Origin of the sequence: Paenibacillus sp. FSL k6-2145, from assembly GCF_037976585.1 — a bacterium.
Lineage (GTDB): Bacteria > Bacillota > Bacilli > Paenibacillales > Paenibacillaceae > Paenibacillus.
This window is the reverse complement of sequence record NZ_CP150267.1, coordinates 6,999,682-7,023,839: the sequence shown is the minus strand read 5'-3', so window position 1 is coordinate 7,023,839 and position 24,158 is coordinate 6,999,682. Positions and strand designations below refer to the sequence as shown.

The window sequence follows — 24,158 nt, the reverse complement described above, 5'->3', positions numbered from 1 at the left end:
GCACATCCACCCCTCGCCCATAAGCGCCACCGATCCCTACCGACAACCCATCCCGGGTGTCCAGAGGGCGGAGCGCCTATGGGGTCCCCCTTGGCAAGGGGGATTTAGGGGGATTGAAACGCTTTTTGTGGACGGTCCACAATCCAACCAAAGAAAGGGAAGATAATCATCATGCAACGAGTTGACGTCAAAGAGAAGGCACGTGCCAGAGAATTACGCGTGTTAGATAAATGGAAAACGGAGAATACATTTAAAAGATCCATCGAAAACCGGGAGGGCAAGCCAAACTTCGTATTTTACGAGGGTCCACCAACAGCGAACGGTAAACCGCATATCGGTCATGTACTGGGACGGGTAATCAAGGATTTTGTTGGACGGTATAACACGATGAAGGGTTACCGTGTTGTTCGTAAAGCAGGCTGGGATACACATGGTCTGCCTGTAGAACTGGGTGTACAGAAGAAGCTAGGTATCTCCCACAAGTGGGAAATCGAAGATTACGGCGTGGAAAAATTCATTAACGAATGTAAAGCGAGTGTATTCGAGTACGAGCAACAATGGCGTGATCTGACAGAAGGCATCGGATATTGGACGGATATGGATAACCCATACATCACTCTTGATAACAACTACATCGAGAGTGTATGGAACATCCTGGCGACGATCCATGAGAAAGGTCTTTTGTATCGTGGTCACCGTGTGAGCCCGTATTGTCCATCTTGTCAGACAACATTGAGTTCCCATGAAGTTGCACAAGGATACAAAGACGTCAAAGACCTGAGTGCTACAGCGAAATTCAAACTGAATGACAGCGGAGAATTTGTACTGGCTTGGACGACAACACCTTGGACACTGCCTTCACACGTTGCACTTGCCGTGAATCCGGATATGGACTACTCCCGTGTTCGTCAAGGTGATGAAGTGTACATCATGGCAACCAATCTGGTTGAAAAAGTGATGAAAGATACCAAAGGTGAGTATGAGATCATCGGTGCACTGAAAGGTGCCGACCTAGTTGGCAAAACGTATGATCCTCCGTTCAACTACGTACAGGCTGAGAAAGCCAACATCATTCTGGGTGCAGGCTTTGTAACGGATGCAAGTGGTACGGGTATCGTACACATGGCTCCTGCCCATGGTGAAGATGACTACCGTGTATGCCGTGAGAATGGGATCAGCTTTGTGAACATGGTGGACTTGGAAGGTAAATTTGTAGCTGAGGTTACTGACTTTGCCGGACGTTTCGTGAAGGATTGTGATATTGATATCGTGCGATATCTGTCTGAAAATGGACGTTTGTTCAGCAAAGAAAAATATGAGCACAGCTATCCGTTCTGCTGGCGTTGTGATACACCGCTTCTGTACTATGCAATGGACAGTTGGTTTATCCAAACGACAGCCATCAAGGACCAATTGATTGCCAACAATAGTGAAGTGGATTGGTACCCAGGTCACGTTCGTGAAGGTCGCTTCGGGAAATTCCTTGAGGATCTGGTGGATTGGAACATCAGCCGTGATCGTTATTGGGGAACACCGCTGAACATCTGGGTGTGCGAGGAGACTGGCGAACAATTTGCTCCACACAGCATTGCAGAATTGCGTGCTCGTGCGGTAGGTGATGTGCCTGAGAATCTTGAATTGCATAAACCATATGTGGATGACGTTAAAGTCATGAGCTCTTGTGGCAAATATGAAATGAAACGTACACCGGAAGTGATCGATGTCTGGTTCGACAGCGGCTCCATGCCGTTTGCCCAGCAACACTATCCATTTGAAAATAAAGAAGTATTCGAACAGCAGTATCCTGCTGATATGATCTGTGAGGGAATTGACCAGACACGTGGCTGGTTCTACAGCTTGCTGGCGGTTTCTACCCTTTTGACAGGCAAAGCGCCTTACAAAGCGGTTATGGCTACAGGACACGTTCTTGATGAGAACGGACAGAAGATGTCCAAATCCAAAGGTAACGTTATCGATCCTTGGGAAGTGATTGAAGAATACGGTACAGATGCATTCCGCTGGGCTTTGTTGTCTGACAGTGCACCGTGGAACAGCAAACGTTTCTCCAAAGGTATCGTAGGCGAAGCCAAATCCAAAATGGTGGATACGCTGGTTAACACCCATGCATTCCTGACGCTTTATGCTACCATTGATGGATTTGATCCACAGGAGCACCCGTTCCAACTGTCCGCACACAAGCTGGATCGCTGGATTCTGTCGAGACTGAACAGCCTGATCCTGGTTGTAGAAAAAGCGTTGCTGGTTAACGACTATCTGAACTCTTCCAAAGCGATTGAAGCATTTGTTGATGAACTGAGTAACTGGTATATCCGTCGTTCCCGTGACCGTTTCTGGGGAAGTGGTCTGACAGAGGATAAACTGGACGCATATCGCACATTAACTGAGGTTCTGGTGACTACTGCGAAGTTGGTTGCTCCGTTCACACCGATGCTGGCAGAAGATATCTATCTGAACCTTGCAACAGGTGAGAGTGTGCACATGGAAGACTATCCGGTAGCCAATGAAGCGATGATTGATGTAGGACTGGAACAGGATATGGAGACGGCTCGCCGCGTGGTTGAACTTGCCCGTAACGTTCGTAACGAAACAGGCATCAAGACACGTCAGCCACTGTCCGAATTGATTGTTTCTCTGGATAAAGGGTTTGACCTGGCAAGTTATGAAGAGATCATTAAGGAAGAGATCAATGTAAAAGGAATCCGTACGGAGCATAATGATGCGGAATTTGTTGACTTTACATTAAAGCTGAACCTGAAAGTTGCAGGTAAGAAATACGGTAAAAACGTAGGATTCCTGCAAAACTTCTTCAAGGGAATGTCGGCTGATGAGACGCGTAAAGTGGTTTCGGAGGGTGTGCTGAACATCGTTTCACCGGAAGGCGAAGAGCTGCAAGTGACGAGCGAAGAATTATTGGTTGATAAACAGGCCAAATCAGGTTTTGCTTCAGCATCAGGTTACGGTCTGACGGTGGCGCTCAATACCGAAATCACGCCAGCATTGGAACAGGAAGGCTGGGTCCGCGAAGTGGTTCGTGCTGTGCAGGATACCCGGAAACGACTGGATCTGCCAATTGAGAAAAGAGTACGTTTGACGCTGGATGTGGATGCATCCCTTCAGGAAGCTATTCAGGCGTTTGATGATGTGTTGCGTGAAAATGTTCTCGTAACCGAAGTCACTTTTGGTTCGAATGAGTCGATGGAACGTGTTGAAGCCGGAGGCAAATCGATCGGTATTTACATCGAAGCGTAATTCGGAGCATGTCCCATCCAATTAGGACAGAATTTAGAGTATAAACCAACGAGCCGCAGAGGCAGGGACATATTCCCTGGTTCTGGGCTCGTTTGTTTTTTAAGCAAAAAGGCAATGATTCTATAGTGCAGTCAATCTATATTGATCAAAGGAACTGACCATAACATGAGCGAACATGACAAGCAACCCGCATCCACTTCACAACAATCAACATCTGACAATCTAAATTCGCATGACAAAATTGAAGAGTTACATACCCTGACGAACCGTCTGGCGAATGAACTGGAACGTTCACGAATTGCGCAATACACAGAATTGCTGAACAGGCCATGGAAGCTGATTGGACTTAACCTGTTGTCTGGAGCCGCCCGAGGTGTGGGGATTGCGATTGGGTTTACCTTTTTTGCAGCAACGATCATTTACGTTTTGCAGCTACTTGGGGCGCTTAATCTTCCCATTGTTGGAGACTACATCGCTGATATTGTGCGCATTGTCCAGCGTCAGCTTGATATGAACACCTACTAAGCGATTATCAATTAAAGGTGAAAGATATCAAAGTGCATTTAGTACATGTCATCCGTCTCCATATCCGGTTCTAACAGACCCTCGCCTTCACGGTTCTCCAGGTACTGACGATATTGCCGATTGCGCACGATGGAGACGTCATGACCATAGATGTCCGTGGCAACAAAGCTTTCGTACGCTTCAACGCAGCCTTCCACTTCATCGGTTGCTTCAATCGCCATAACATCATAGCTGTCGATATCACGTCCCTCAGCCATGGCTGGTGAGTTCGATGTGCCCCAGCTTTCAACAATCTGCCAGGTGTCTTCACCATCGAAGCCATTTTGGTCATCACGCTCGTCCAGACTGGTTCGACCAAATGCCGGGGCAAGGAATTCTTCCTCTACAGGACGGTTTTCGGAGACAACGGTTTCCGGTTGATGTTTTTTGCAGTATTTGGTGTAGGGAACAGCTTCCATGCGTTCATAAGGGATGGGTTGCTGGCAGACCGCACATGTTCCGTAATGTCCTTCTTCGATGGAGTGAAGTGCAGAATCGATTCGTTCCAATTGGAATTCATCATGTTCCAGCAGGGAAATATCTTTCTCACGTTCATACACCTCCGTAGCTATGTCGCCAGGATGGTTATCAATCGGTGATAATTCACCTGTCTGTAGTTTAAGGGAATCTCCAAGGCCATAATGTTCGTTTTCCGACAGTCTATGTTCAATATCACGCTTATCGGACATCAGTTGGGAACGTAAAAATTGCAGTTGTTTGTTAGTAAAATGTGACATGATTTTCCCCTTTCTGCGTTCATGCTGGAATCCGGATTTTGACTCTATTGTAGGATGTGCCATTAAGGGCAAGATTACAGAAGGGAAATGTTATCGTTTTTGCCATAAGCGTTGCTGATATAGCGCGTCGTGGACGATTTCCAAACAGCTGTGCTACAATAAACAAGTCTGGCGTAAGGCTGGTATCGTTTGGAAAAGACAAGAACGGAGTGACAAACAAACGTGGTGTATTATATCCTCGCTTTTATCGTATTTTTATTGGATCAGGGAACCAAGTATCTGATTGCAACCCGGATGGAACTCAGAGAAGAAATTCCGGTCATCGGCAATTTCTTTGTCATCACATCACATCGTAACTCAGGAGCAGCTTTTGGCATTCTGCAAGACCAGCGTTGGTTCTTTATCGTGGTTACGTTGATTGTGGTCGTTGCCTTGATTTGGTATTTGCAAAAGGTAAAAGATACCCCGCACAAATTGCTGCCTGTGGCGCTTAGTTTGGTGCTTGGTGGAGCAATTGGCAACTTCCTTGACCGGGCATTGACCGGAGAAGTTGTAGATTTTGTACAACTTAATTTTGGAAGTTATACGTTTCCCATTTTTAACATCGCCGATTCGGCAATCTGCATCGGTGTAGCGTTAATCATTGTGGAGACGTTGCTTGAAGGACGGCGCGAAAAAGCAGCCGCGAAGATTGAAGGGAATGAACATCATGAGTAATCCGAATAAGGAACAGATTAACGACGAAGAACTAATGAATGGCAATGAACGTATGGAATGGACCGTTGCCGCTGAACATAAAAAAGAACGAATTGACAAATATATTACGGAAGCTGTGGATAACGTATCTCGCTCCCAGGTTCAATTGTGGATCGGAGACGGGATGGTTACGGTAAATGGTGCTGTTGTCAAAGCCAATGCCAAGTTATCCGAAGGGGATCTGGTTGAGTTACAGATTCCTGAACCGGCTGCCGTTGAGATCATTGCCGAAGATATTCCGCTGGAAGTGGTATATGAAGATAGCGACTTGATCGTGATCAATAAACAACGTGGTCTTGTGGTGCATCCAGCACCAGGACATACGTCGGGCACACTCGTCAATGCACTTATGCACCACTGTAAAGACCTCTCGGGTATTAATGGGGAGTTGCGTCCTGGTATTGTGCATCGTATCGATAAGGATACATCGGGTTTGATCATGGCTGCCAAGAACGATCGTGCTCATGCATCACTGGCTGCTCAGTTGAAGGAACATACGGTGAATAGACGGTATATTGCGCTCGTTCATGGTCATCTTAACCATGATCAAGGGACCATTGATGCACCGATTGGACGGGATACCAATGACCGCAAAATGTATACGGTCACAGAACGTAACAGTAAACATGCCGTTACGCATTTTACCGTTACTGAGCGGATTAATGATTACACCTTGTTGGAATTGAAACTGGAGACAGGACGTACTCACCAGATTCGGGTTCACATGAAATTTATTGGTCACCCGCTTGTAGGAGATCCAACTTATGGACGGAATAAAGGCATCAAAATGCAAGGACAGGCTCTTCATGCGGCCATTCTTGGATTTGTGCATCCAACAACGGGAGAATACCTTGAATTTTCAGCTCCGATTCCGCAAGATATGGAAGACGTGCTTGCCTCGCTACGCAGTCGTTAACAGCTCCAAGAAAGTACAAATGTTCGGATACTTTGTCCATGGCTTTGATCACGCAAATGCTTCATATTAAAGTGTAGAAATTTGCGTCAAATGAGGAGATGAACAACGTTATGAGTATCGATAAATATCAAGAAACTTACATTCAGACTAATTTTGCCGACCGTATCGGTGGCTCCAACTATGGTAAAGACACGAACATTTATAAATTCGAGAAAATCAAACGTGCCAAAGCTTCGGCCAAAAAAGATTTTCCCGATGTGGAACTGATCGACCTTGGTGTAGGTGAACCGGACGAAATGGCGGATGCAGGCATTGTGGCTGCACTCGCAGAAGAAGCTTCCAGACCTGAGAACCGTGGTTATGCCGACAATGGTATTCCTGAATTCAAGGCTGCTGCTGCTTCTTACCTGAAAAACGTATTTAACGTAGAAGGTATTGATGCAGATACTGAAATCGTACACTCCATTGGCTCCAAACCGGCTTTGGCGATGATGCCTTCATGCTTCATCAATCCGGGTGATGTGACCATCATGACCGTTCCAGGTTATCCGGTTATGGGCACACATACGAAGTATCTGGGTGGAGAAGTGTTCAACATTCAGTTGACGAAAGAGAACAACTTCCTGCCTGATCTGACGGCTATTCCGGAAGACATCGCAAAACGTGCGAAGTTGCTCTACCTGAACTACCCGAACAACCCTACAGGCGCTAGCGCGACGGTCGAGTTCTTCACTGAAGTCGTGGAGTGGGCTAAGAAATACAATGTTGTGGTTGTACATGATGCTCCATACGCAGCATTGACGTATGATGGCAAGAAACCGTTCAGCTTCCTGTCGGTACCTGGAGCGAAGGATGTCGGCGTAGAGCTGCACTCTCTATCCAAGTCATACAACATGACGGGGTGGAGAATCGGATTCGTAGCGGGTAACCCGCTTGTAGTCAAAGCATTCAGTGACGTGAAGGACAACAATGACTCCGGTCAGTTCATCGCGATTCAAAAGGCTGCCGCTTACGGATTGAATCACCCTGAAATTACGGAAAAAATTGCAGAGAAATATTCCCGTCGTCACGACATGCTCGTTGCCGCATTGAACGAACTGGGCTTCCAGGCTGAAAAACCTAAAGGTTCATTCTTCCTGTATGTTGAAGCACCAAAAGGTGTGGTTGGAGGACGTCGCTTCGAATCAGGCGAAGATTTCTCCCAATTCCTGATCCGTGAGAAACTGATCTCATCCGTACCTTGGGATGATGCGGGTAACTTTGTTCGTTTCTCCGTAACCTTTGAAGCGAAGGGTGTAGAAGAAGAGAAACGTGTTATTGCTGAGATCAAACGTCGTCTGAGCGACGTGCAATTCGAATTTTAATTGTAGTACCCTATAGATTAAACATGTGAAAACGAAGAGACCGGTAACGGTCTCTTTTTTTATGCCCATATTAGATTTTTTTCATTTACTCCCTTTACAAAATTATACAAGCAACATATGATTAGATCTTTACGTTATTTGTTATATACAGAAGTTGTTTTTGAAGGGAGTTATTACAATTGTTATCATCACGAACGAGTACGGTGTCCTCACCGGCTACAGGAACAGGCAGTACAGTGTCAGGATTATTCAGATTGTTAAGACCCAAACAGTGGACTAAAAATCTGCTGTTATTTGCTGCGTTACTATTCTCTTTTGAGGAGATTCGGACGGAAACCATTCTTGCGACGTTGCTCGGTTTTATTCTATTTAGCCTCGTTGCAGGCTGTGTGTATATTTTAAATGACTTTGTAGACCGGGACAGGGATCGACAGCATCCGGTGAAAAAGTATCGTCCTATGGCTTCTGGGCAGGTGAATCCGAGTCATGCTTTGTTGTTTGGCATTATTCTATTAATCCTTTCCGTAGGAACGGCCTTCATGATGAACCCTCTATTCGGGGTGTTATGTATCGTCTATTTCCTGTTGAATGTATCGTATTCATTTGTGCTGAAACATCTCGTTATCCTGGATATGATGACTATTGCAGCCGGGTTTGTACTTCGTGCCATTGCAGGTGGTGTGTTGATCCATGTGCCATTCACACCGTGGTTTTTGATCTGTACAATGCTGTTGTCGTTATTTCTGGCCATTGGCAAACGCAGAAATGAACTTACGTTGCTTGAGGGAAATACGGGATCACACCGTAAGGTTTTGGATAACTACTCCATTACATTACTGGATCAATTCAATACGATTGTGACGACAGCTACGATTATCAGTTATTCCCTGTTCACATTCACTTCAGATCGAACCATTCATCTCATGTGGACGATTCCATTGGTCATTTACGGCATGTTCCGTTACCTGTATCTGATCCACATGAAGAACCAGGGAGGTTCGCCCGATCGGGTGTTGTTTGAGGACAAGCCCATATTAATTACGGTTATGTTGTATGTGATAAGTGTTGTTACAATCTTTGCTATCTTTGAATAAAGGCTGAGGGGGATCAGGGTGAAAAGCACGAAAGTCGCAATTTTTGATATTGATAAAACGATCATACGCAGTGATTCCATGTTTCAATTTGTGCATTACGGTGTTCGCCGTTACCCGTGGCAGGTATGGAGATTACCTGTCATCGCATTACATACCGTGTTATTCAAGGCAGGTTTCATGACGGTTGAACAAGTCAAACGATCCTACTTTCAAGAGATTGAGCGTATGTCTGAAAAAGATCTCGAACATTTCTTTGATACTCGTTTGCGTACGTCCATTTTTGCCGAGGCCAGTGTAGAGATGCAACATCGTAAAGAAGCAGGCTATCATGTCTTACTGGTAACTGCATCTCCGCATGCCTATATGAAATACTTTAATAATTTCCCCTGGGTGGATCATGTAATTGGAACTGAACTTGTCCGTCATGAGAATGGTTACACATGCAGAGTTGATGGCAGCAATTGCAAAGGGGAAGAGAAGGTACGCCGAATTCAGGCTTATCTGAGTGAGAAGAATATGGTCATTGATTATGACCAGTCATGTTCCTACTCGGACTCCTTATCCGACCTTCCAGTCATGCAGCTAGTGAGTCAACGATACTTTATTAACAAGCGTGTTCCGGACATGGAGGCATTAACGTGGGGGAAATAAAATCGCGTCATACTGGTAAATGGTTGATGCTCGTTTCCGCATTTCTGACAGCAACGGGTCAATTGTTCTGGAAATGGGGATTAACCGAGTGGATCTACCTGGGTGTTGGTTTTCTGTGTTATGGACTTGGAGCGATTTTGATGATTAAAGCTTTTGCTCTGGAAAAACTCTCTGTTGCTTATCCTCTGATGTGTGTCAGCTACGTATTTGCCTTAATCTATGGATATTTTTTGCTTGGGGAAGAAATTACGGTGCAGAAGCTGGCAGCAGTTGTGTTGCTTGGAATCGGGGTGACATTAACCAGTGTTGATCGATAGCTGGATGGTTGCCGTATTAATTGTCATGACGTTGTGTGGTGCACTGGGCGGGGCCGGACTGAAAGCTTATGCATCCAGTCGCAATCGTCTGCATGTACTCATGGGACTTGGATTCTACGGAACGGGTGCGTTGCTGAATATTGTATTGCTAAAGTTTCTTCCATTAACCGTAGTGTTGCCTGCGAACGCATTAACATATGTTTGGACTCTCATCATAGCGCGGCTGGTATTTAAAGAGATGGTGGGCCCTTTACGCTGGATAGGTGTGGCATGTATTATGGGTGGTCTACTGTTACTGGTATTTTAGAACTTATTTAATCAGGATGTGAAATGAAAGCATGAACTTTTTAGATTACTTATTTTATAATCGCAGAGCCAACTGGACAGCCTTTTACCTGTTTGCAGGATTTGCTTTGTTCTATGGTTTAATGAACGGCTCGTATATTCTGTACATTGAAAATAATGCAGAGATGCTTGGGAAGTATACCCCATTTAATACGACACTGTTTCCAATCAATTTATTCAACTTTGATCCTTCAATGTATTATGGGGACAACAGTTCTTCCGTGATCCATCCGCTGATCTCCTTTCTCGCAGTCACCCTTGCGGCTGTAGCGAAACTGCTGGGAGGCAACTGGTTCTTTCTAATCCTGCAATCGCTGATTAATGCGGGTTCAGTGGTGCTGGCGTATCTGTTCCTGAGTCAAAAAGAAGATAAACCAACCATTGTACCGCTGTTGTTCGCCTTACTGTTTGGTTTAAGCTCCTACCTGATGTATACCGCGTTGATCCCGGATTCGTATCCGTATGTACAGTTCGTTATCCTGTTCTCGGTGGTTTACATGCAGTATACTCGTGAGCGTCAGGACGTACGATATGTACCTAATGCATTGATTGCGTCCATTAACTTCGGACTAACCTCGACCAACATCGTACCGTTTGCTGCTGCCACATTCTTCAATATACATGCATGGCGCAATAAGGCAAATTTGAAAAAATACATCGGCATCATGGCACTGGCGGTTCTGATCATCGTCGTATTAACTGGTATTCAGTATGTTGCATTTGGAGGTCGAAGCTGGGTTAGTAACTGGCTATTGGGCATTCAAAATGGTGGGACTAGCTATGCTACACCATTCCAGTTCGCTGTTCACTGGAAAGCATTGACCATGCTAACCATCAATCCGATGCTGACACCGAAGATGCATTTACTGGACCCGGGCATGGCAGCCTTTGTTACGGATCTATCCCGTTCCAATCCAATCTATGTGCAGATTACAGGTATCTTTATTTTACTTTTGGCACTCATGGGCTTCATTAAGGGCATTCGTGAACGTGAAGTATGGACCCTTGTGCCATATATTCTATTTGCCTTTTTGCTTCATGTAGTCGTGGGCTTTGGATTGGCTGTATTTCAATATGATATGTACCTGTATGCGGGGCACTATCTGTTTGCGTTCTTCCTGTTGGGTGGAGGTTTTGTCATCAGCCTTCGTCCTGGATTGGGGAAAAAAGTGGTTATAGGCTTGATCATGTTATGTGTTATCGTTACGGCAAGTAACAACATCTATCGCCATGTAGAAACATTAACAACAATCAAACAATCCTATAATCAGTTGGAACAGGAACGCTCAGTGAATTAATCAAGATGTATCGATTCATATAATGAAATAAGATAAGGCCATTGGATGGGAAGTCCAATGGTCTTATCTTATTTAGTGTCCAGTAAATGAGTTAAGCAATAATTTTGGTCCTCTTGGCATTCTCGGCTGAACGTTTGGTGAGACTGCTGAGTGGACGTTTCAAAGCGAGAGCAACAATGAGACTTAGCGCGATGAACATACACAACCACAGAATATCCTTGATTGCAGTAGACCACAATATGCCGCCGACCGACTCACGCAGCAGACTGATCGCATACGTGAAGGGCATGAACGGATTTAATGCCTGGAAAAAGGGTGATGTCATGCTGATTGGGAACGTACCGCCGGAGCTGGAGAACTGGAACACCATGAAGATAATGGCGATCCCTTTTCCGATATTCCCAAAAACGGACAGCAGGGTGTACGTTATGGTGACAAATACGGCACTCACCAGCATGGCAAACAGGACAAACCACAGTTTATCTGCGACATAGGTACCCAGGATTAAGATATCTCCCAGGGTGACGCATATCGCCTGAAGTAACCCAATGGTCAGAAAAGTAGCGAGACGTCCAAGATACAACTCATATCCCCGGAACCTGCCCTCTGGATTTTCAGCTTCGGCACGAAGCAGAGAAATCAGCAGTGTTGAGCCAACCCACAAGGACAGCACGCCATAAAATGGTGACATGGCCGATCCATAATTCGGAATTGGGTAAAGCTGTTGTTCCTTGATTTGCACCGGACTTGCAAGGAAAGCACTTTCTTCTTCGATATCGCCGCGCAAAAGTTTGGCGAGCTCGGCAAACTGGTTATTACCTTCGACTTCCCTAAGTTTGTCAGCAGCCTTACTGATGGCACTTTCTAATGCTGGCAGATCATCACGTACCAGCGTGGCAACACGATGTACTCCTTTTTCGACCTCCGGAAGCTGGTTCTGGACAAAATCGGATGCCTTGCCTATCTGTTTCTCGGCATTAGGCAGATCATTACGAACAAAATCAGCCGTTTCGTTCAGTTTGGTTCCCAGCTTGGGCAGATCATTTCGAATTAATGAAGACACGGTGTTCAAAGCTTGGATAAAACCTTCACTTTTGTTCGCGAGTGTCTCTGATATCTGATGGATCTTAGATTGTATTTGCGGCAGTTCGCTCTGGATTTTTGTCAACTCGGTCTGCCCAAACGTAATTCCTTCTTTGGCAGATGCAAGAATGTCCGCAATATCAGGAATACGATCTTTTGCTCCTTGCAGAGTTTCTGCTGAAGTGGAGAGGATGGATCTTAGTTTATCCGCTCCAGCCGATAGAGCCGGCGATATATCACTTTCGTAAGTGTTCAAGAAATTGCCAATGCCGCTGCTAATGTCCTTGGAGAGCGTATTTAACTGAGCGATGACATCTGCGGGCAGTGTTGTATTACGACGTATGGCATCACTCATGATCCCAGCCAGACGGATTTGCAACTGAAGTTTATCAGAAACGGAGTTCAGCTGCTTAATTTTATCGGCAAGTGGATGGCTTGGAAGCAAGTTGTCTATTTTGCCCAAGAGTTCTGCCATACTGTCGACGAGTTTTACCGCAATCCCCAAGCGTGCAGCAATCCGGTCCAGATCTTCTGCTGTGGGCAAGTTATCAAGATCCGAATTTTGCAATTGTGCAAATACGTCTCCAGCAGCGTTAGTAATCTGCTGCACCAGCAGCAGATTTTGGCGGATCGTTGGGCCAATAGCCTGAAACGCTTCTTCGCTAGAATCCACGAACTGATTTAATCCCTCTGCAAGCTCAATCCCGTTGCCAGCGATTTGTGATACTTTGTCCAGATCTTGTTCTGCGGCCGTTACGATAGACAGAGCTTTGTTGGTTTTAACCAGCGCCGTTTGGATGACATCTGATACCTGACCAAAGTGTTCATCCACTTCTCGAATGCGTTCTACCGCTTTTTGTATATCCGGTATCCGCCCTTGAATAGCCAGCACTTCGGAAGCCGCATCATTAATTTGTGGCCAATACTCCTGCACCTTGAGCACATACTGTGCCGCTTCATTGATTTCAGGCAGTTTTTTCTCGATATCAACGATCTTTTGAGCATCTTTTACAATCTCAGGCATGGCTTTTTCTACTTCTAGTACCTTTTGACCAGCGGCTTGAATGGCCGGGAGATTTTTCTCCAGTGTGAAAATGCCATTCTCCATCTTGCGCAAAGTTGGAAGCTGGGCATTAATTTCAACCCCGGCTTCCTTCAACTTGCTTAGAACGGCCTCACTGACAGCTTCAGTGAAGTTTTCATTGATTTGTGTTGTTATGGCAGATACACCAGAGCCTGTGATTTTAGGAGCAATGGCATTCACCTTCTCATTAACGGTATAGATCACCTCTGGGCGCTCCAGCTTTCCGTCAACGATACCTGTAATTTTGGATGAAAAGTCTCCGGGAATGAGCAGGCTTGCATAATAATCTCCAGTCTGTACACCCCGACTAGCCTCGGTCCGATCTACAAAAGTCCAGCCCAGCTTTTCATTGTGTTTGAGGCTGGATACCAGTTCGTCTCCGATATTAACATTGGTTCCTTCAACAGTTGCACCCTTGTCCTCGGTTGTCACTGCAATTTTGATCCCCTGGGTGTTACTGTACGGGTCCCATACGGACTTCACGTTGACCCAGTCATACACCCCGGGCAGTAAAATGATAGCCACAATTAAAAATATACCTGTGGGAACCTTCAGAATATGTAACCAGTCTGTTTTGTAAACGTGCCAAATGTGACGCATGACTTCCTCCTAAATGTACATAAATGTAGGGCGTATCTTATTTCTATGACGCATATTTGTGAATCTTATGTATATCGGCATTATGGCAGCATCTATGAACGGGTTCATGTTTATAAACTGTACCCATTTCAATTGGACCTAATGCAGAGCTTTCATATATTGCTTAAATGAGATTCACCGTTTCTTCTAAAAAGAAGTGTTTTGTCTCTACATAAGCATAGTCAAAGGTTTATTTTGGTTATATCAAATTTCTCATTTGCCTATGGATAAATATGCAGAAATGTTGTATAATTATGAATAACCAATGAGATGTATTGTGCATGGATGTTTTTCAGCCTAACTGCTGATTCTAAGAAGAACGTAGCAGAGGGTTTTCACCTGCGATGGTGAGGTGTTGACAGGGGGTTGTCTTTCTGTCATAATTCATGAAGACAAACGGACATATTGATTACAGAACCCTGTGAGGTCCTGCAATATGAACGACATGAATAGCACCTTTAAATCAGTCCCGTGAGACTGGCAAGGTAACGTGAACGATACATCGTTTTTTTGCTGCGGCAAATGAAGCGATGCATCCCCGAGAGTAAACTTTCTTCAGAGCGGTCTGAAGTTCGGAGACTCCTTGCCAATAAACACGGCAAGGAGTCTTTTTTTTTCTCCTCGTCACGGGGCCATGATGCTGAAGGGAAATCCTGAGGAGGCTGAACGCATGAGCACAGAGACACATGTCATTATGGATGAGACGGCGATCCGCCGCGCACTAACACGGATTGCCCATGAGATATTGGAGAAAAACAAAGGAATCGACGATTGTGTGCTGGTCGGTATCCGCACACGCGGGGTTTACCTCGCAGAACGGATTGCCGCCAAGATTGAAGAAATCGAAGGCGCCAAAGTCCCCTGGGGAGAACTGGATGTGACTCCTTACCGCGATGACCGCTTGGACGAAAATAAAGCGAATCGCAAGGAAAGGTTGATTATGACACCTGAATCACTTTCGATTCATAACAAAAAAGTGATTTTGTTCGATGATGTGCTCTATACCGGACGGACGATTCGCGCAGCGATGGATGCCCTGATGGACTGTGGAAGACCGCAGAACATTCAGCTGGCTGTACTCGCAGACCGCGGACACCGGGAACTTCCAATTCGACCTGATTTTATCGGCAAGAATGTGCCGACTTCCAAATCAGAGGAGATCGAAGTTGCACTCATGGAAACGGACGGACAGGACGAAGTCAAAATCACTCAGAACCGGGGGGAGCAAGCATAATGATTACACAGACAGCATTGAGAGACCGAAGCTTGCTTGGACTGAAGGAACTTAGTCGAGGAGAAATCGAGTCCATTCTGAACAGAGCGGCTCACTGGGAAGCGCAGAAAGAGAAACTGGCTCCTGTACTGGAATCACGCTTTGTTGCGAACATGTTCTTCGAGAACAGCACACGTACCCGCTTCTCCTTCGAAATGGCAGAGAAACGCCTGGGTGCACAAGTGCTGAACTTTACGGCAGCCGCATCCAGTGTGGAAAAAGGAGAGTCCATCTACGATACGGTACGAACACTTGAGTCGATGGGCATTGATGCAGGCGTGATCCGGTTGAAACCGGCAGGCGTTCTGCAACAACTGGCTCAGAAAGTGAATGTACCACTCGTGAACGCCGGAGATGGCAACAATGAGCATCCCACACAGGCGTTGCTGGATCTCTACACAATGAGGAAAGCATTTGGCGAACTGAAGGGCTTGCGTGTCTCCATCATTGGTGACATCCTGCATAGCCGTGTAGCTCGTTCCAACCTGTGGGCACTGCAAAAGTTTGGTGCAGATGTACGCTTCTGTGCTCCGCAAACGATGCAGGCACCGGAACTCGCAGAGCATGCTCCTTATGTCGGTCTTGAAGAAGCGCTGGATGCAGATGTAGTCATGATGCTCCGTGTTCAACTGGAACGTCATCAACATGGCTTAATTACTTCAGCTGAGGATTATCGCGAACACTACGGATTGACGGAAGAACGGGCATCACGCCTAAAACCAAGCACCATTATCATGCACCCTGCTCCTGTGAATCGCAACGTCGAGGTAGATGACGCGGTTGTGGAAAGTGAAGCATCACGGATCTTCCCGCAGATGGCAAATGGCGTTCCCATCCGCATGGCGGTTATGGAACGTGCGATGAAACTGTAACAGGGTCTGGCTGTGGGTCATAGGCTGACGGTACGGTAGTTCTTATAGAGCAATAAGAGAGTACACGATAAAGAAAATCATCCGGCTTGCCTGGTAAGCTGGACAGAACCGAAGCGGAGGGCAATTATGCTACAGATTATAAAAAACGCGAACGTCTTGAACCAAAAAGGGGAACTTGAACGGAAAACCATCATTATAGATGAAGGTAAAATTAAAAAGATCGCTGGTCTGGAAGACCAAGCTGTACTGGATGCCGAAAAATCAGCACAGAGTGTAACAGACGCATCAGGCAAACTGGTCATTCCGGGATTGATCGATATGCACGTGCATCTGCGTGAACCTGGATTCGTACACAAAGAGACGATCGAGACAGGTGCCCGTTCAGCAGCACAAGGTGGTTTTACAACAATCGCTTGCATGCCAAACACAAGACCAGTAACAGATACAGCGGAAGTTGTGAAGCTGGTACTGGATAAGGCCAAAGAAGCTGATCTGGTTAAAGTGTTGCCTTATGCTGCCATTACAAAAAATGAACTGGGTCGTGAACTTACCGATTTTGCCGCATTAAAAGAAGCAGGCGCTATTGGATTTACAGATGACGGTGTAGGCGTACAAAACGCTCAAATGATGAAAGATGCCATGAGCCTCGCGGCAAGCATGGATATGCCAGTGATCGCACACTGTGAAGATGACTCACTGGTTGTTGGTGGATATGTGACGGAAGGTGAGTTTTCGAAGCGCCACGGCATCAAAGGGATTCCAAATGAATCCGAAGCCATCCACGTTGGCCGTGATATCTTGCTCGCAGAAGCAACAGGAGTTCACTACCATGTCTGTCACGTAAGTACAGAGCAATCGGTTCGTCTGATTCGTCTAGCGAAGTCCATCGGCATTAAAGTAACTGCTGAGGTATGTCCACACCATCTGGTGTTGTCGGATGAAGATATCCCGGGCATGGATGCCAACTGGAAAATGAACCCGCCACTACGCTCACCACGCGATGTGCAGGCTTGTATTGAAGGCTTGCTAGACGGTACGCTGGATATGATCGTAACTGATCACGCGCCACACAGTGAAGAAGAGAAAGCCAAAGGCATGGAGCTGGCACCTTTCGGAATCGTAGGATTCGAAACCGCCTTCCCACTGCTGTACACCAAGTTTGTGGAAACAGGACTGTGGAGCTTGGACTTCCTGGTGAAACGCATGACAGCTGATCCGGCACGTGTATTCCGACTGGATACTGGCAAACTGGAAGAAGGAGCACCAGCGGATATCACGATGATTGACCTGAACGAGGAAAAAGCAGTTGATCCTGCAACGTTTGCAACCAAAGGAAGAAACACCCCATTCACAGGCTGGAAGCTGAAAGGCTGGGCCGTACAAACATGGGTGGACGGCAAAAGCGTATGGAGCAACACTGTACAACAATAAAACGGTAACTCAGCAAATTTATAAATCAGTAATCTTTAACTCTTTATATCAGTAACAGTAATTCTTAACTTTTTTAAAACAACAAATCTTTTTAAATCTAACTCTAAAACTTAATCTACAACTTTTACACCAGTAACATCTTTTCAACTAACTCGAGGCAGATCATTGCCGAGAGTCAAATATACGAAACAAGCAAAGTTGAATGTCATGGTTTTGAACTTGGACACCAACGTAACTGCGGAGCGGACAGAAAAGACCCGAAGAAGCAAAGCGTTCGCCTTTATCACCGGATTACATCATTTGAAAAATGATAAAAAGTAATCCGGGGATAACAGCGATCAAAGGGTTTTCTGTCAGCGGAGCCGCACAATCGTAACGTCCCCCATGTTCAACCCAAATGCCATTCAACGTTGATAAACACAGAGGAGTGAAATGGGATGCAGGCACAGGCAAGATTATTGTTGGAAGACGGCACACTGTTCACCGGGAAAGCATTTGGTGCTGAAGGTGAAACTACAGGTGAGGTCGTTTTTAATACGGGAATTACAGGCTATCAAGAGGTGCTTTCGGATCCTTCCTATTGCGGTCAAATCGTAACCATGACGTATCCGCTGATCGGAAACTACGGCATTACGCGTGATGACTTTGAGTCGATTCGTCCATACGTACATGGTTTCGTTGTGCGTCGTCATGAGCCAACGCCAAGCAACTGGCGTGCGGAATACAGCGTAGACAATCTGCTCAAAGAATACGGCATCGTAGGAATCAGCGAAATTGATACACGCATGTTGACTCGCCGGATTCGTCACCACGGCACAATGAAGGGAATTCTCACAACAGGATCGAAGCCTGTGGAAGAACTGCTGGAGATGATGGGAGACACCACCATTGCCGAGCTGCGTAACCAGGTGCCAATGACTTCTACGGAGCATGTCTACAACAGCCCAGGAACGGCTGAACGTATTGTGCTTGTGGATTACGGTGCTAAAACAGGAATCTTGCGCGAACTCAGCAAACGTAACTGTGACGTTGTTGTTGTTCCACACGATGTAACAGCAGACGAGATTCGTCGCCTGAACCCGGATGGCATTCAACTGTCCAACGGCCCTGGGGACCCGAAAGACGTACCTCACGCAGTTAAGATGATCAGTGAACTGCTTGGCGAATACCCGATCTTCGGTATCTGCCTGGGTCACCAGTTGTTCGCACTTGCAGCAGGAGCAGACACCGAAAAACTTAAGTTCGGACATCGCGGAGGAAACCACCCGGTGAAAGAACTGGAGAGCGGACGTTGCTTCATCACATCCCAGAACCATGGATTTACCGTAAACGAAGAGTCTGTGAAGAGTACAGACCTGGAAGTTACACATATCAACAATAACGATAAGACCATTGAAGGTCTGAAACATAAATCATTCCCGGCATTCTCGGTTCAATATCACCCTGAAGCAGCCCCGGGTCCTTACGACAACAGCTATCTGTTCGACCGCTTCATCGAGATGATTCGCGAGCACAAGATCACTAACCCGCAAAAGCCGCGTCAAGCCGTATTGGCAGCCGCAGTGAAAGGAGCACAATAACATGCCGATTAACAAAGATCTCAAAAAAATCCTGGTGATTGGTTCCGGTCCAATCGTCATCGGTCAAGCGGCCGAGTTCGACTATGCCGGTACGCAAGCTTGCCAGGCTCTGAAAGAAGAAGGCGTGGAAGTTGTACTTATCAACAGCAACCCGGCGACCATTATGACGGATACAAACATGGCTGATAAAGTCTACATTGAGCCAATTACACTGGATTTTGTAACCCAAATCATTCGTCAGGAGCGTCCAGACGGCTTGTTGCCAACACTGGGTGGTCAGACAGGTCTGAACATGGCGGTAGAACTGGCACGTGCAGGCGTGCTGGAACGTGAAAATGTGAAATTGCTCGGAACACAGCTGACTTCCATCGAGAAAGCGGAAGATCGTGATCTGTTCCGTGACCTGATGCGTGAACTGGAACAGCCTGTACCTGAGAGTGTGATCGTAACCACACTTGAAGAATCACTTGAATTTGCAAATGAGATTGGTTATCCAATCATCGTGCGTCCAGCCTATACGCTGGGCGGAACAGGCGGCGGAATCTGTGCGAACGAAGAAGAGCTACGCGAGACCGTGGTAGCGGGAATTCGTTACAGCCCGATTGGGCAATGTCTGGTCGAGAAGAGCATTGCAGGCATGAAAGAAGTCGAGTATGAGGTTATGCGGGACAAAAATGATAACTGTATCGTTGTCTGCAACATGGAAAACTTCGACCCGGTAGGTGTTCATACAGGCGACAGTATCGTTGTAGCACCAAGCCAAACCCTGTCGGACCGTGAATATCAAATGCTGCGTTCAGCTTCCCTGAAAATCATCCGTGCCCTGAACATCGAGGGTGGATGTAACGTACAGTTTGCACTGGACCCACACAGCTTCCAATACTATGTTATCGAAGTAAATCCACGGGTAAGCCGTTCATCGGCTCTGGCTTCCAAAGCAACGGGTTATCCGATTGCCAAAATGGCTGCCAAAATTGCCATGGGTTACACGTTGGATGAAATCGTGAACCCGGTAACAGGTCAAACGTACGCTTGTTTCGAGCCTACGCTGGATTATATCGTGAGCAAAATTCCTCGCTGGCCGTTCGACAAGTTCATCTCGGCGAACCGTAAACTGGGAACTCAGATGAAAGCAACAGGCGAAGTAATGGCGATTGGCCGGACATTCGAAGAGTCGATTCACAAAGCAGTTCGTTCCCTGGAAATTGGCGTACATCGCCTCTACCTGAAGGATGCCGAAACGCTGGACGAAGCTACCTTGAACGAACGTCTGATCAAAGCAGATGATGAGCGCATCTTCCTGATTGCCGAAGCATTCCGCAGAGGTTATACGTTGCAACAGCTACAGGATTTGACCAAGATTGACTGGTGGTTCCTGGACAAAATCGAAGGTCTGATCGCATTCGAAGATCGCATTCGCGAAGAATCCGAATTGTCTTCCGACATTCTGTATCAAGCGAAACGCCTTGGATTCACAGACCGTGCCATTGCTGAACTGCGTGCGCAAGGTCAACCAGGAGGCACATTAACAACTGAAGCGGAAGTTAGAACTCGTCGGGAAGCAGAGAACCTGCGCCCAGTGTACAAAATGGTAGATACATGTGCAGCTGAGTTCGAAGCAACAACGCCATATTACTACTCAACTTACGAGACAGAGAATGAAGTGATCCCTTCAGACAAGCAAAAAGTTGTGGTGCTGGGTTCAGGACCAATCCGGATCGGTCAAGGGATTGAGTTTGACTACTCTACTGTTCACGCAGTATGGGCATTGCAAAAAGCAGGATATGAAGCAGTCATTATCAACAATAACCCGGAGACGGTGTCTACGGACTTTAATACATCCGATCGCCTGTACTTTGAACCGCTCTTCTTCGAAGATGTCATGAACGTGATTGAACAGGAGAAACCAGTAGGGGTTATCGTACAGTTCGGTGGTCAAACGGCCATCAACCTGGCAGCACCACTGCGTAATGCAGGTGTAACCATTCTCGGAACGGATCTGGAAAGCATCGATGAGGCGGAGGACCGCAAGAAGTTCGAACGTCTGCTCTCCCGTCTGGAGATTGCACAGCCAAAAGGTAAAACAGTCATTTCCGTTGATGATGCGGTAGAAACAGCTCAAAGTCTGGGCTACCCAGTATTGGTTCGTCCTTCCTATGTACTTGGCGGTCGTGCGATGGAGATTGTATACTCCGATGCTGAATTGCTGACATACATGGAACAGGCGGTTAAAATCAATCCGGAGCATCCGGTCCTGATCGACCGTTATATGATGGGTAAAGAAGTTGAGGTTGACGCCATCTGTGATGGTGAAACGGTATTGATTCCAGGAATCATGGAACATATCGAGCGTGCAGGGGTTCACTCTGGTGACTCCATCGCGGTATATCCTCCTCAACACCTGTCCCAGGATATGAAAGAGAAAATTGTAGAGATTACAATCAAAATTGCCAAAGAACTGAAAACGGTAGGTTTGGTCAACATCCAGTTTGTTATCCATGATGGCCAAGTGTACATTATCGAGGTGAACCCGCGTTCATCCCGTACCGTACCATTCCTGAGCAAAGTAACCAACATTCCGATGGCGAACCTGGCAACACAAGCCATTCTGGGTGTGAAACTGAAAGATCTTGGCTATGTCGATGGACTGTGGCCTGAATCAGATCATGTATCTGTCAAAGTTCCGGTCTTCTCCTTCGCGAAACTGCGTCGTGTTGAACCAACCCTCGGACCTGAGATGAAATCCACAGGTGAGGTTATGGGTCGTGACCCGAATTACGCTAAAGCGTTGTTCAAAGGTCTCATCGGCGCAGGAATGAAAATTCCGGCAACCGGAGCGATTGTTGTGACTGTAGCAGACAAAGACAAAGACGAAGCGGTTCCTTTGCTCGAAGGTTTCTACAGACTGGGTTACAAAATCATGGCTACCGGCGGAACAGCAGCTGCGCTTGAAGCAGCGAACATTCCGGTAACGACTGTGAACAAATTAAGTGAAGGTTCGCCAAACATTCTGGATATGATCCGCAGCGGCGAAGCAAACTTTGTCTTCAACACACTCACCAAAGGCAAAACACCGCAGCGTGATGGATTCCGTATCCGTCGTGAAGCGGTAGAAAACGGCATTGTATGTATGACTTCATTGGATACGATTCGTGCGCTGCTGATTATGCTGCAAACGATCAACTTCTCTTCGGAAGCAATGCCTGTCTTTGTAAAATAAATAACTCTCTGATGAAGGACATCAGTCAGCCTGCGGGCTGGCGGGATGTCCTTTATATCGGGCAAAAACGGAAAAAATGAGCAAGTGGAGGGGAGCGCTGGTGATGAATCAAGCGAGTTTCAATGAAATGGCTGGCCGTCTGATGGTGGCACTGGATTATCCTGGAGCGGAAGAAGCGAAAGCATTGGTACAAGCTCTTGAAGGCATTCCCTGTTATCTCAAGGTGGGTATGCAGCTGTTCTACGCAGCAGGACCTGACTTTATTCGGGAGTTGAAATCCAAAGGTTACTCCGTTTTTCTGGATGTGAAAATGCATGACATTCCCAACACCGTTCGTGGCGGTGCTGAAAGTATCACACGTCTTGGGGTAGACATGTTCAATGTACATGCAGCGGGTGGAGCCCTCATGATGCGTGCTGCACGTGAAGGTGCTGAGGCAGCAATCGCTGCCGATCCTTCCCTTAGCAAGCCCGAGATCATTGCAGTCACCCAACTCACCAGTACAAGTCTGGAAACGATGAATAACGAGATTGGCATCCCGGGAAGTGTGGAAGCTGCTGTGGTCCGTTATGCAGGACTGGCCCAAGAGGCTGGACTGGATGGGGTTGTTGCTTCTCCGCTGGAAGTACCTGCAATTCGGGCAGCGTGTGGCAGTGCTTTTCACACCGTTACACCAGGAATTCGTCCAGCGGGTAGTGGTCTGGGAGATCAGACACGCGTCTTGACGCCGGGTGAAGCCATCGCCAGAGGCAGTCATTACATTGTTGTAGGCAGACCCATTACAGGCGCTCCCAATCCGCGTGAAGCGGCAGAAACCATTTTGAAGGAGATGTTGAACGCATGATCGAACTGAATGAGATTCCGAATCATATTGCTTCCCAACTGTTGAAAATTAAAGCCGTGGCGTTACGTCCACAGCAGCCATTTACATGGACATCCGGCATCAAATCACCAATATACTGCGATAACCGCTTAACGATGTCCTATCCGGAGATTCGCAACGATATCGCTGAGGCCTTTGCAACGATTATTCGTAACCAATACCCGGATGCAGAAGTCATTGCAGGTACGGCAACCGCAGGTATCCCGCATGCTGCCTGGGTGGCTCAGAAGCTGGATCTGCCGATGGCCTACATTCGTGATAAAGCGAAAGGACACGGCAAGGAGAACTTGATCGAAGGTCTGATTACCGAAGGACAGAAAGTGGTTGTCATCGAAGATCTGATCTCTACAGGTGGAAGCTCGATCAAAGCAGCCGAAGCTGTACGCGTAGCAGGTGCAACACCGCTCGCCGTACTTGCCATCTTCAGCTACCAGCTGGATAAAGGTGTTAAAGCATTCGAAGACGCAGGAATTCCACTTCAGACGTTGTCCAATTACACGGCTCTGATGGATGTGGCTTTGGCTCAGGGAACGATTCAGGAGAGTGACTTTGAATTGCTCAAATCCTGGCGTGAAGATCCTTCTTCATTTGGTAAATAATATCATTGATACCTCGAAAAAATGTTCATGAATGAACGGTATCAAAATTGTAATGATTGCCGTCATAGCGGCAAAACCATCGAATATGCAAGAGGCATCCCGCACTTTGGGGTGCTTTTTTCGTTTGTTCATCAAAATATTAACTTTTTCCCTCTACCGTTGTAAAAAGCTTGTAACTTTTA

19 protein-coding genes are annotated in these 24,158 nt (G+C 46.6%); 17 read left to right on the top strand and 2 right to left on the bottom strand.

All coding sequences use genetic code 11. The features are described from left to right. Nucleotides 1–171 precede the first annotated feature (171 nt). Complete coding sequence (ileS, locus tag NZ043_RS31155) at nt 172–3,270, top strand: isoleucine--tRNA ligase (protein ID WP_339310096.1); 3,099 nt, start codon at nt 172–174, stop codon at nt 3,268–3,270. Between the two features lie 165 nt (nt 3,271–3,435). Continuing rightward, nucleotides 3,436–3,795, top strand: a complete 360-nt coding sequence (locus NZ043_RS31150; protein ID WP_091028493.1) for a DUF5665 domain-containing protein — start codon at nt 3,436–3,438, stop codon at nt 3,793–3,795. 38 nt (nt 3,796–3,833) lie between these two features. Here the strand turns inward: NZ043_RS31150 and NZ043_RS31145 are convergent, their stop codons facing one another. Further along, entirely contained in the window at nt 3,834–4,571 is a 738-nt protein-coding gene (locus NZ043_RS31145; RefSeq protein WP_091028495.1) for a TraR/DksA C4-type zinc finger protein, read from the bottom strand. 222 nt (nt 4,572–4,793) lie between these two features. Between NZ043_RS31145 and lspA the strand changes: the two genes are divergently transcribed. The 8 genes from lspA to NZ043_RS31105 all read left to right on the top strand — a co-directional run bounded on the left by lspA (nt 4,794) and on the right by NZ043_RS31105 (nt 11,312). After that, complete coding sequence (gene lspA / locus NZ043_RS31140) at nt 4,794–5,288, top strand: signal peptidase II (protein WP_091028497.1); 495 nt, start codon at nt 4,794–4,796, stop codon at nt 5,286–5,288. Further along, nucleotides 5,272–6,243, top strand: coding sequence for an RluA family pseudouridine synthase (locus NZ043_RS31135; protein WP_091028499.1), 972 nt, complete (start codon nt 5,272–5,274; stop codon nt 6,241–6,243). The genes lspA and NZ043_RS31135 overlap by 17 nt, the downstream gene beginning before the upstream one ends. Nucleotides 6,244–6,353: 110 nt before the next feature. Next, nucleotides 6,354–7,607, top strand: a complete 1,254-nt coding sequence (locus tag NZ043_RS31130) for an LL-diaminopimelate aminotransferase (protein ID WP_339310094.1) — start codon at nt 6,354–6,356, stop codon at nt 7,605–7,607. Between the two features lie 203 nt (nt 7,608–7,810). Beyond that, nucleotides 7,811–8,701, top strand: coding sequence for a decaprenyl-phosphate phosphoribosyltransferase (locus NZ043_RS31125; RefSeq protein ID WP_133386011.1), 891 nt, complete (start codon nt 7,811–7,813; stop codon nt 8,699–8,701). Nucleotides 8,702–8,719: 18 nt separating this feature from the next. Next, complete coding sequence (locus NZ043_RS31120) at nt 8,720–9,352, top strand: HAD-IB family hydrolase (protein WP_036614827.1); 633 nt, start codon at nt 8,720–8,722, stop codon at nt 9,350–9,352. Continuing rightward, on the top strand, nt 9,340–9,669 hold the full coding sequence (locus NZ043_RS31115) for an EamA family transporter (protein ID WP_339310092.1): 330 nt from the start codon (nt 9,340–9,342) through the stop codon (nt 9,667–9,669). Before NZ043_RS31120 ends, NZ043_RS31115 begins: the two co-directional genes overlap by 13 nt. Further along, nucleotides 9,656–9,976 (top strand): EamA family transporter, encoded by a 321-nt coding sequence (locus NZ043_RS31110; protein WP_308737804.1) that lies wholly within the window; start codon nt 9,656–9,658, stop codon nt 9,974–9,976. Before NZ043_RS31115 ends, NZ043_RS31110 begins: the two co-directional genes overlap by 14 nt. Before the next feature lie 31 nt (nt 9,977–10,007). Beyond that, nucleotides 10,008–11,312 (top strand): DUF6080 domain-containing protein, encoded by a 1,305-nt coding sequence (locus tag NZ043_RS31105; RefSeq protein WP_339310090.1) that lies wholly within the window; start codon nt 10,008–10,010, stop codon nt 11,310–11,312. 91 nt (nt 11,313–11,403) lie between these two features. On the opposite strand, the gene NZ043_RS31100 is transcribed toward NZ043_RS31105, so the two are convergent. Beyond that, complete coding sequence (locus tag NZ043_RS31100; RefSeq protein WP_339310088.1) at nt 11,404–14,079, bottom strand: YhgE/Pip domain-containing protein; 2,676 nt, start codon at nt 14,077–14,079, stop codon at nt 11,404–11,406. Nucleotides 14,080–14,788: 709 nt separating this feature from the next. Here NZ043_RS31100 and pyrR point away from each other — a divergent pair. The 7 genes from pyrR (at nt 14,789) to pyrE (ending at nt 23,976) form a co-directional block, all read left to right on the top strand. After that, a complete protein-coding gene (gene pyrR / locus NZ043_RS31095) occupies nt 14,789–15,352 on the top strand; it encodes a bifunctional pyr operon transcriptional regulator/uracil phosphoribosyltransferase PyrR (RefSeq protein WP_091034809.1) in 564 nt (187 codons plus the stop codon). Further along, a complete protein-coding gene (locus NZ043_RS31090) occupies nt 15,349–16,263 on the top strand; it encodes an aspartate carbamoyltransferase catalytic subunit (protein ID WP_276314456.1) in 915 nt (304 codons plus the stop codon). The genes pyrR and NZ043_RS31090 overlap by 4 nt, the downstream gene beginning before the upstream one ends. Before the next feature lie 126 nt (nt 16,264–16,389). Beyond that, the gene (locus tag NZ043_RS31085) at nt 16,390–17,694 is read left to right on the top strand and encodes a dihydroorotase (protein ID WP_339310087.1); all 1,305 of its coding nucleotides are present in this window, start codon (nt 16,390–16,392) and stop codon (nt 17,692–17,694) included. 437 nt (nt 17,695–18,131) lie between these two features. Continuing rightward, nucleotides 18,132–19,274, top strand: a complete 1,143-nt coding sequence (gene carA / locus NZ043_RS31080; protein ID WP_062835434.1) for a glutamine-hydrolyzing carbamoyl-phosphate synthase small subunit — start codon at nt 18,132–18,134, stop codon at nt 19,272–19,274. A 1-nt stretch (nt 19,275) separates the two neighbouring features. Next, nucleotides 19,276–22,494 (top strand): carbamoyl-phosphate synthase large subunit, encoded by a 3,219-nt coding sequence (gene carB, locus NZ043_RS31075; protein ID WP_062835433.1) that lies wholly within the window; start codon nt 19,276–19,278, stop codon nt 22,492–22,494. Between the two features lie 103 nt (nt 22,495–22,597). Further along, nucleotides 22,598–23,338: an orotidine-5'-phosphate decarboxylase gene (pyrF, locus tag NZ043_RS31070; protein WP_272907465.1), complete on the top strand. Its 741-nt coding sequence runs from the start codon at nt 22,598–22,600 to the stop codon at nt 23,336–23,338. Next, entirely contained in the window at nt 23,335–23,976 is a 642-nt protein-coding gene (gene pyrE / locus NZ043_RS31065) for an orotate phosphoribosyltransferase (protein WP_036614805.1), read from the top strand. Before pyrF ends, pyrE begins: the two co-directional genes overlap by 4 nt. Nucleotides 23,977–24,158: the final 182 nt, after the last annotated feature.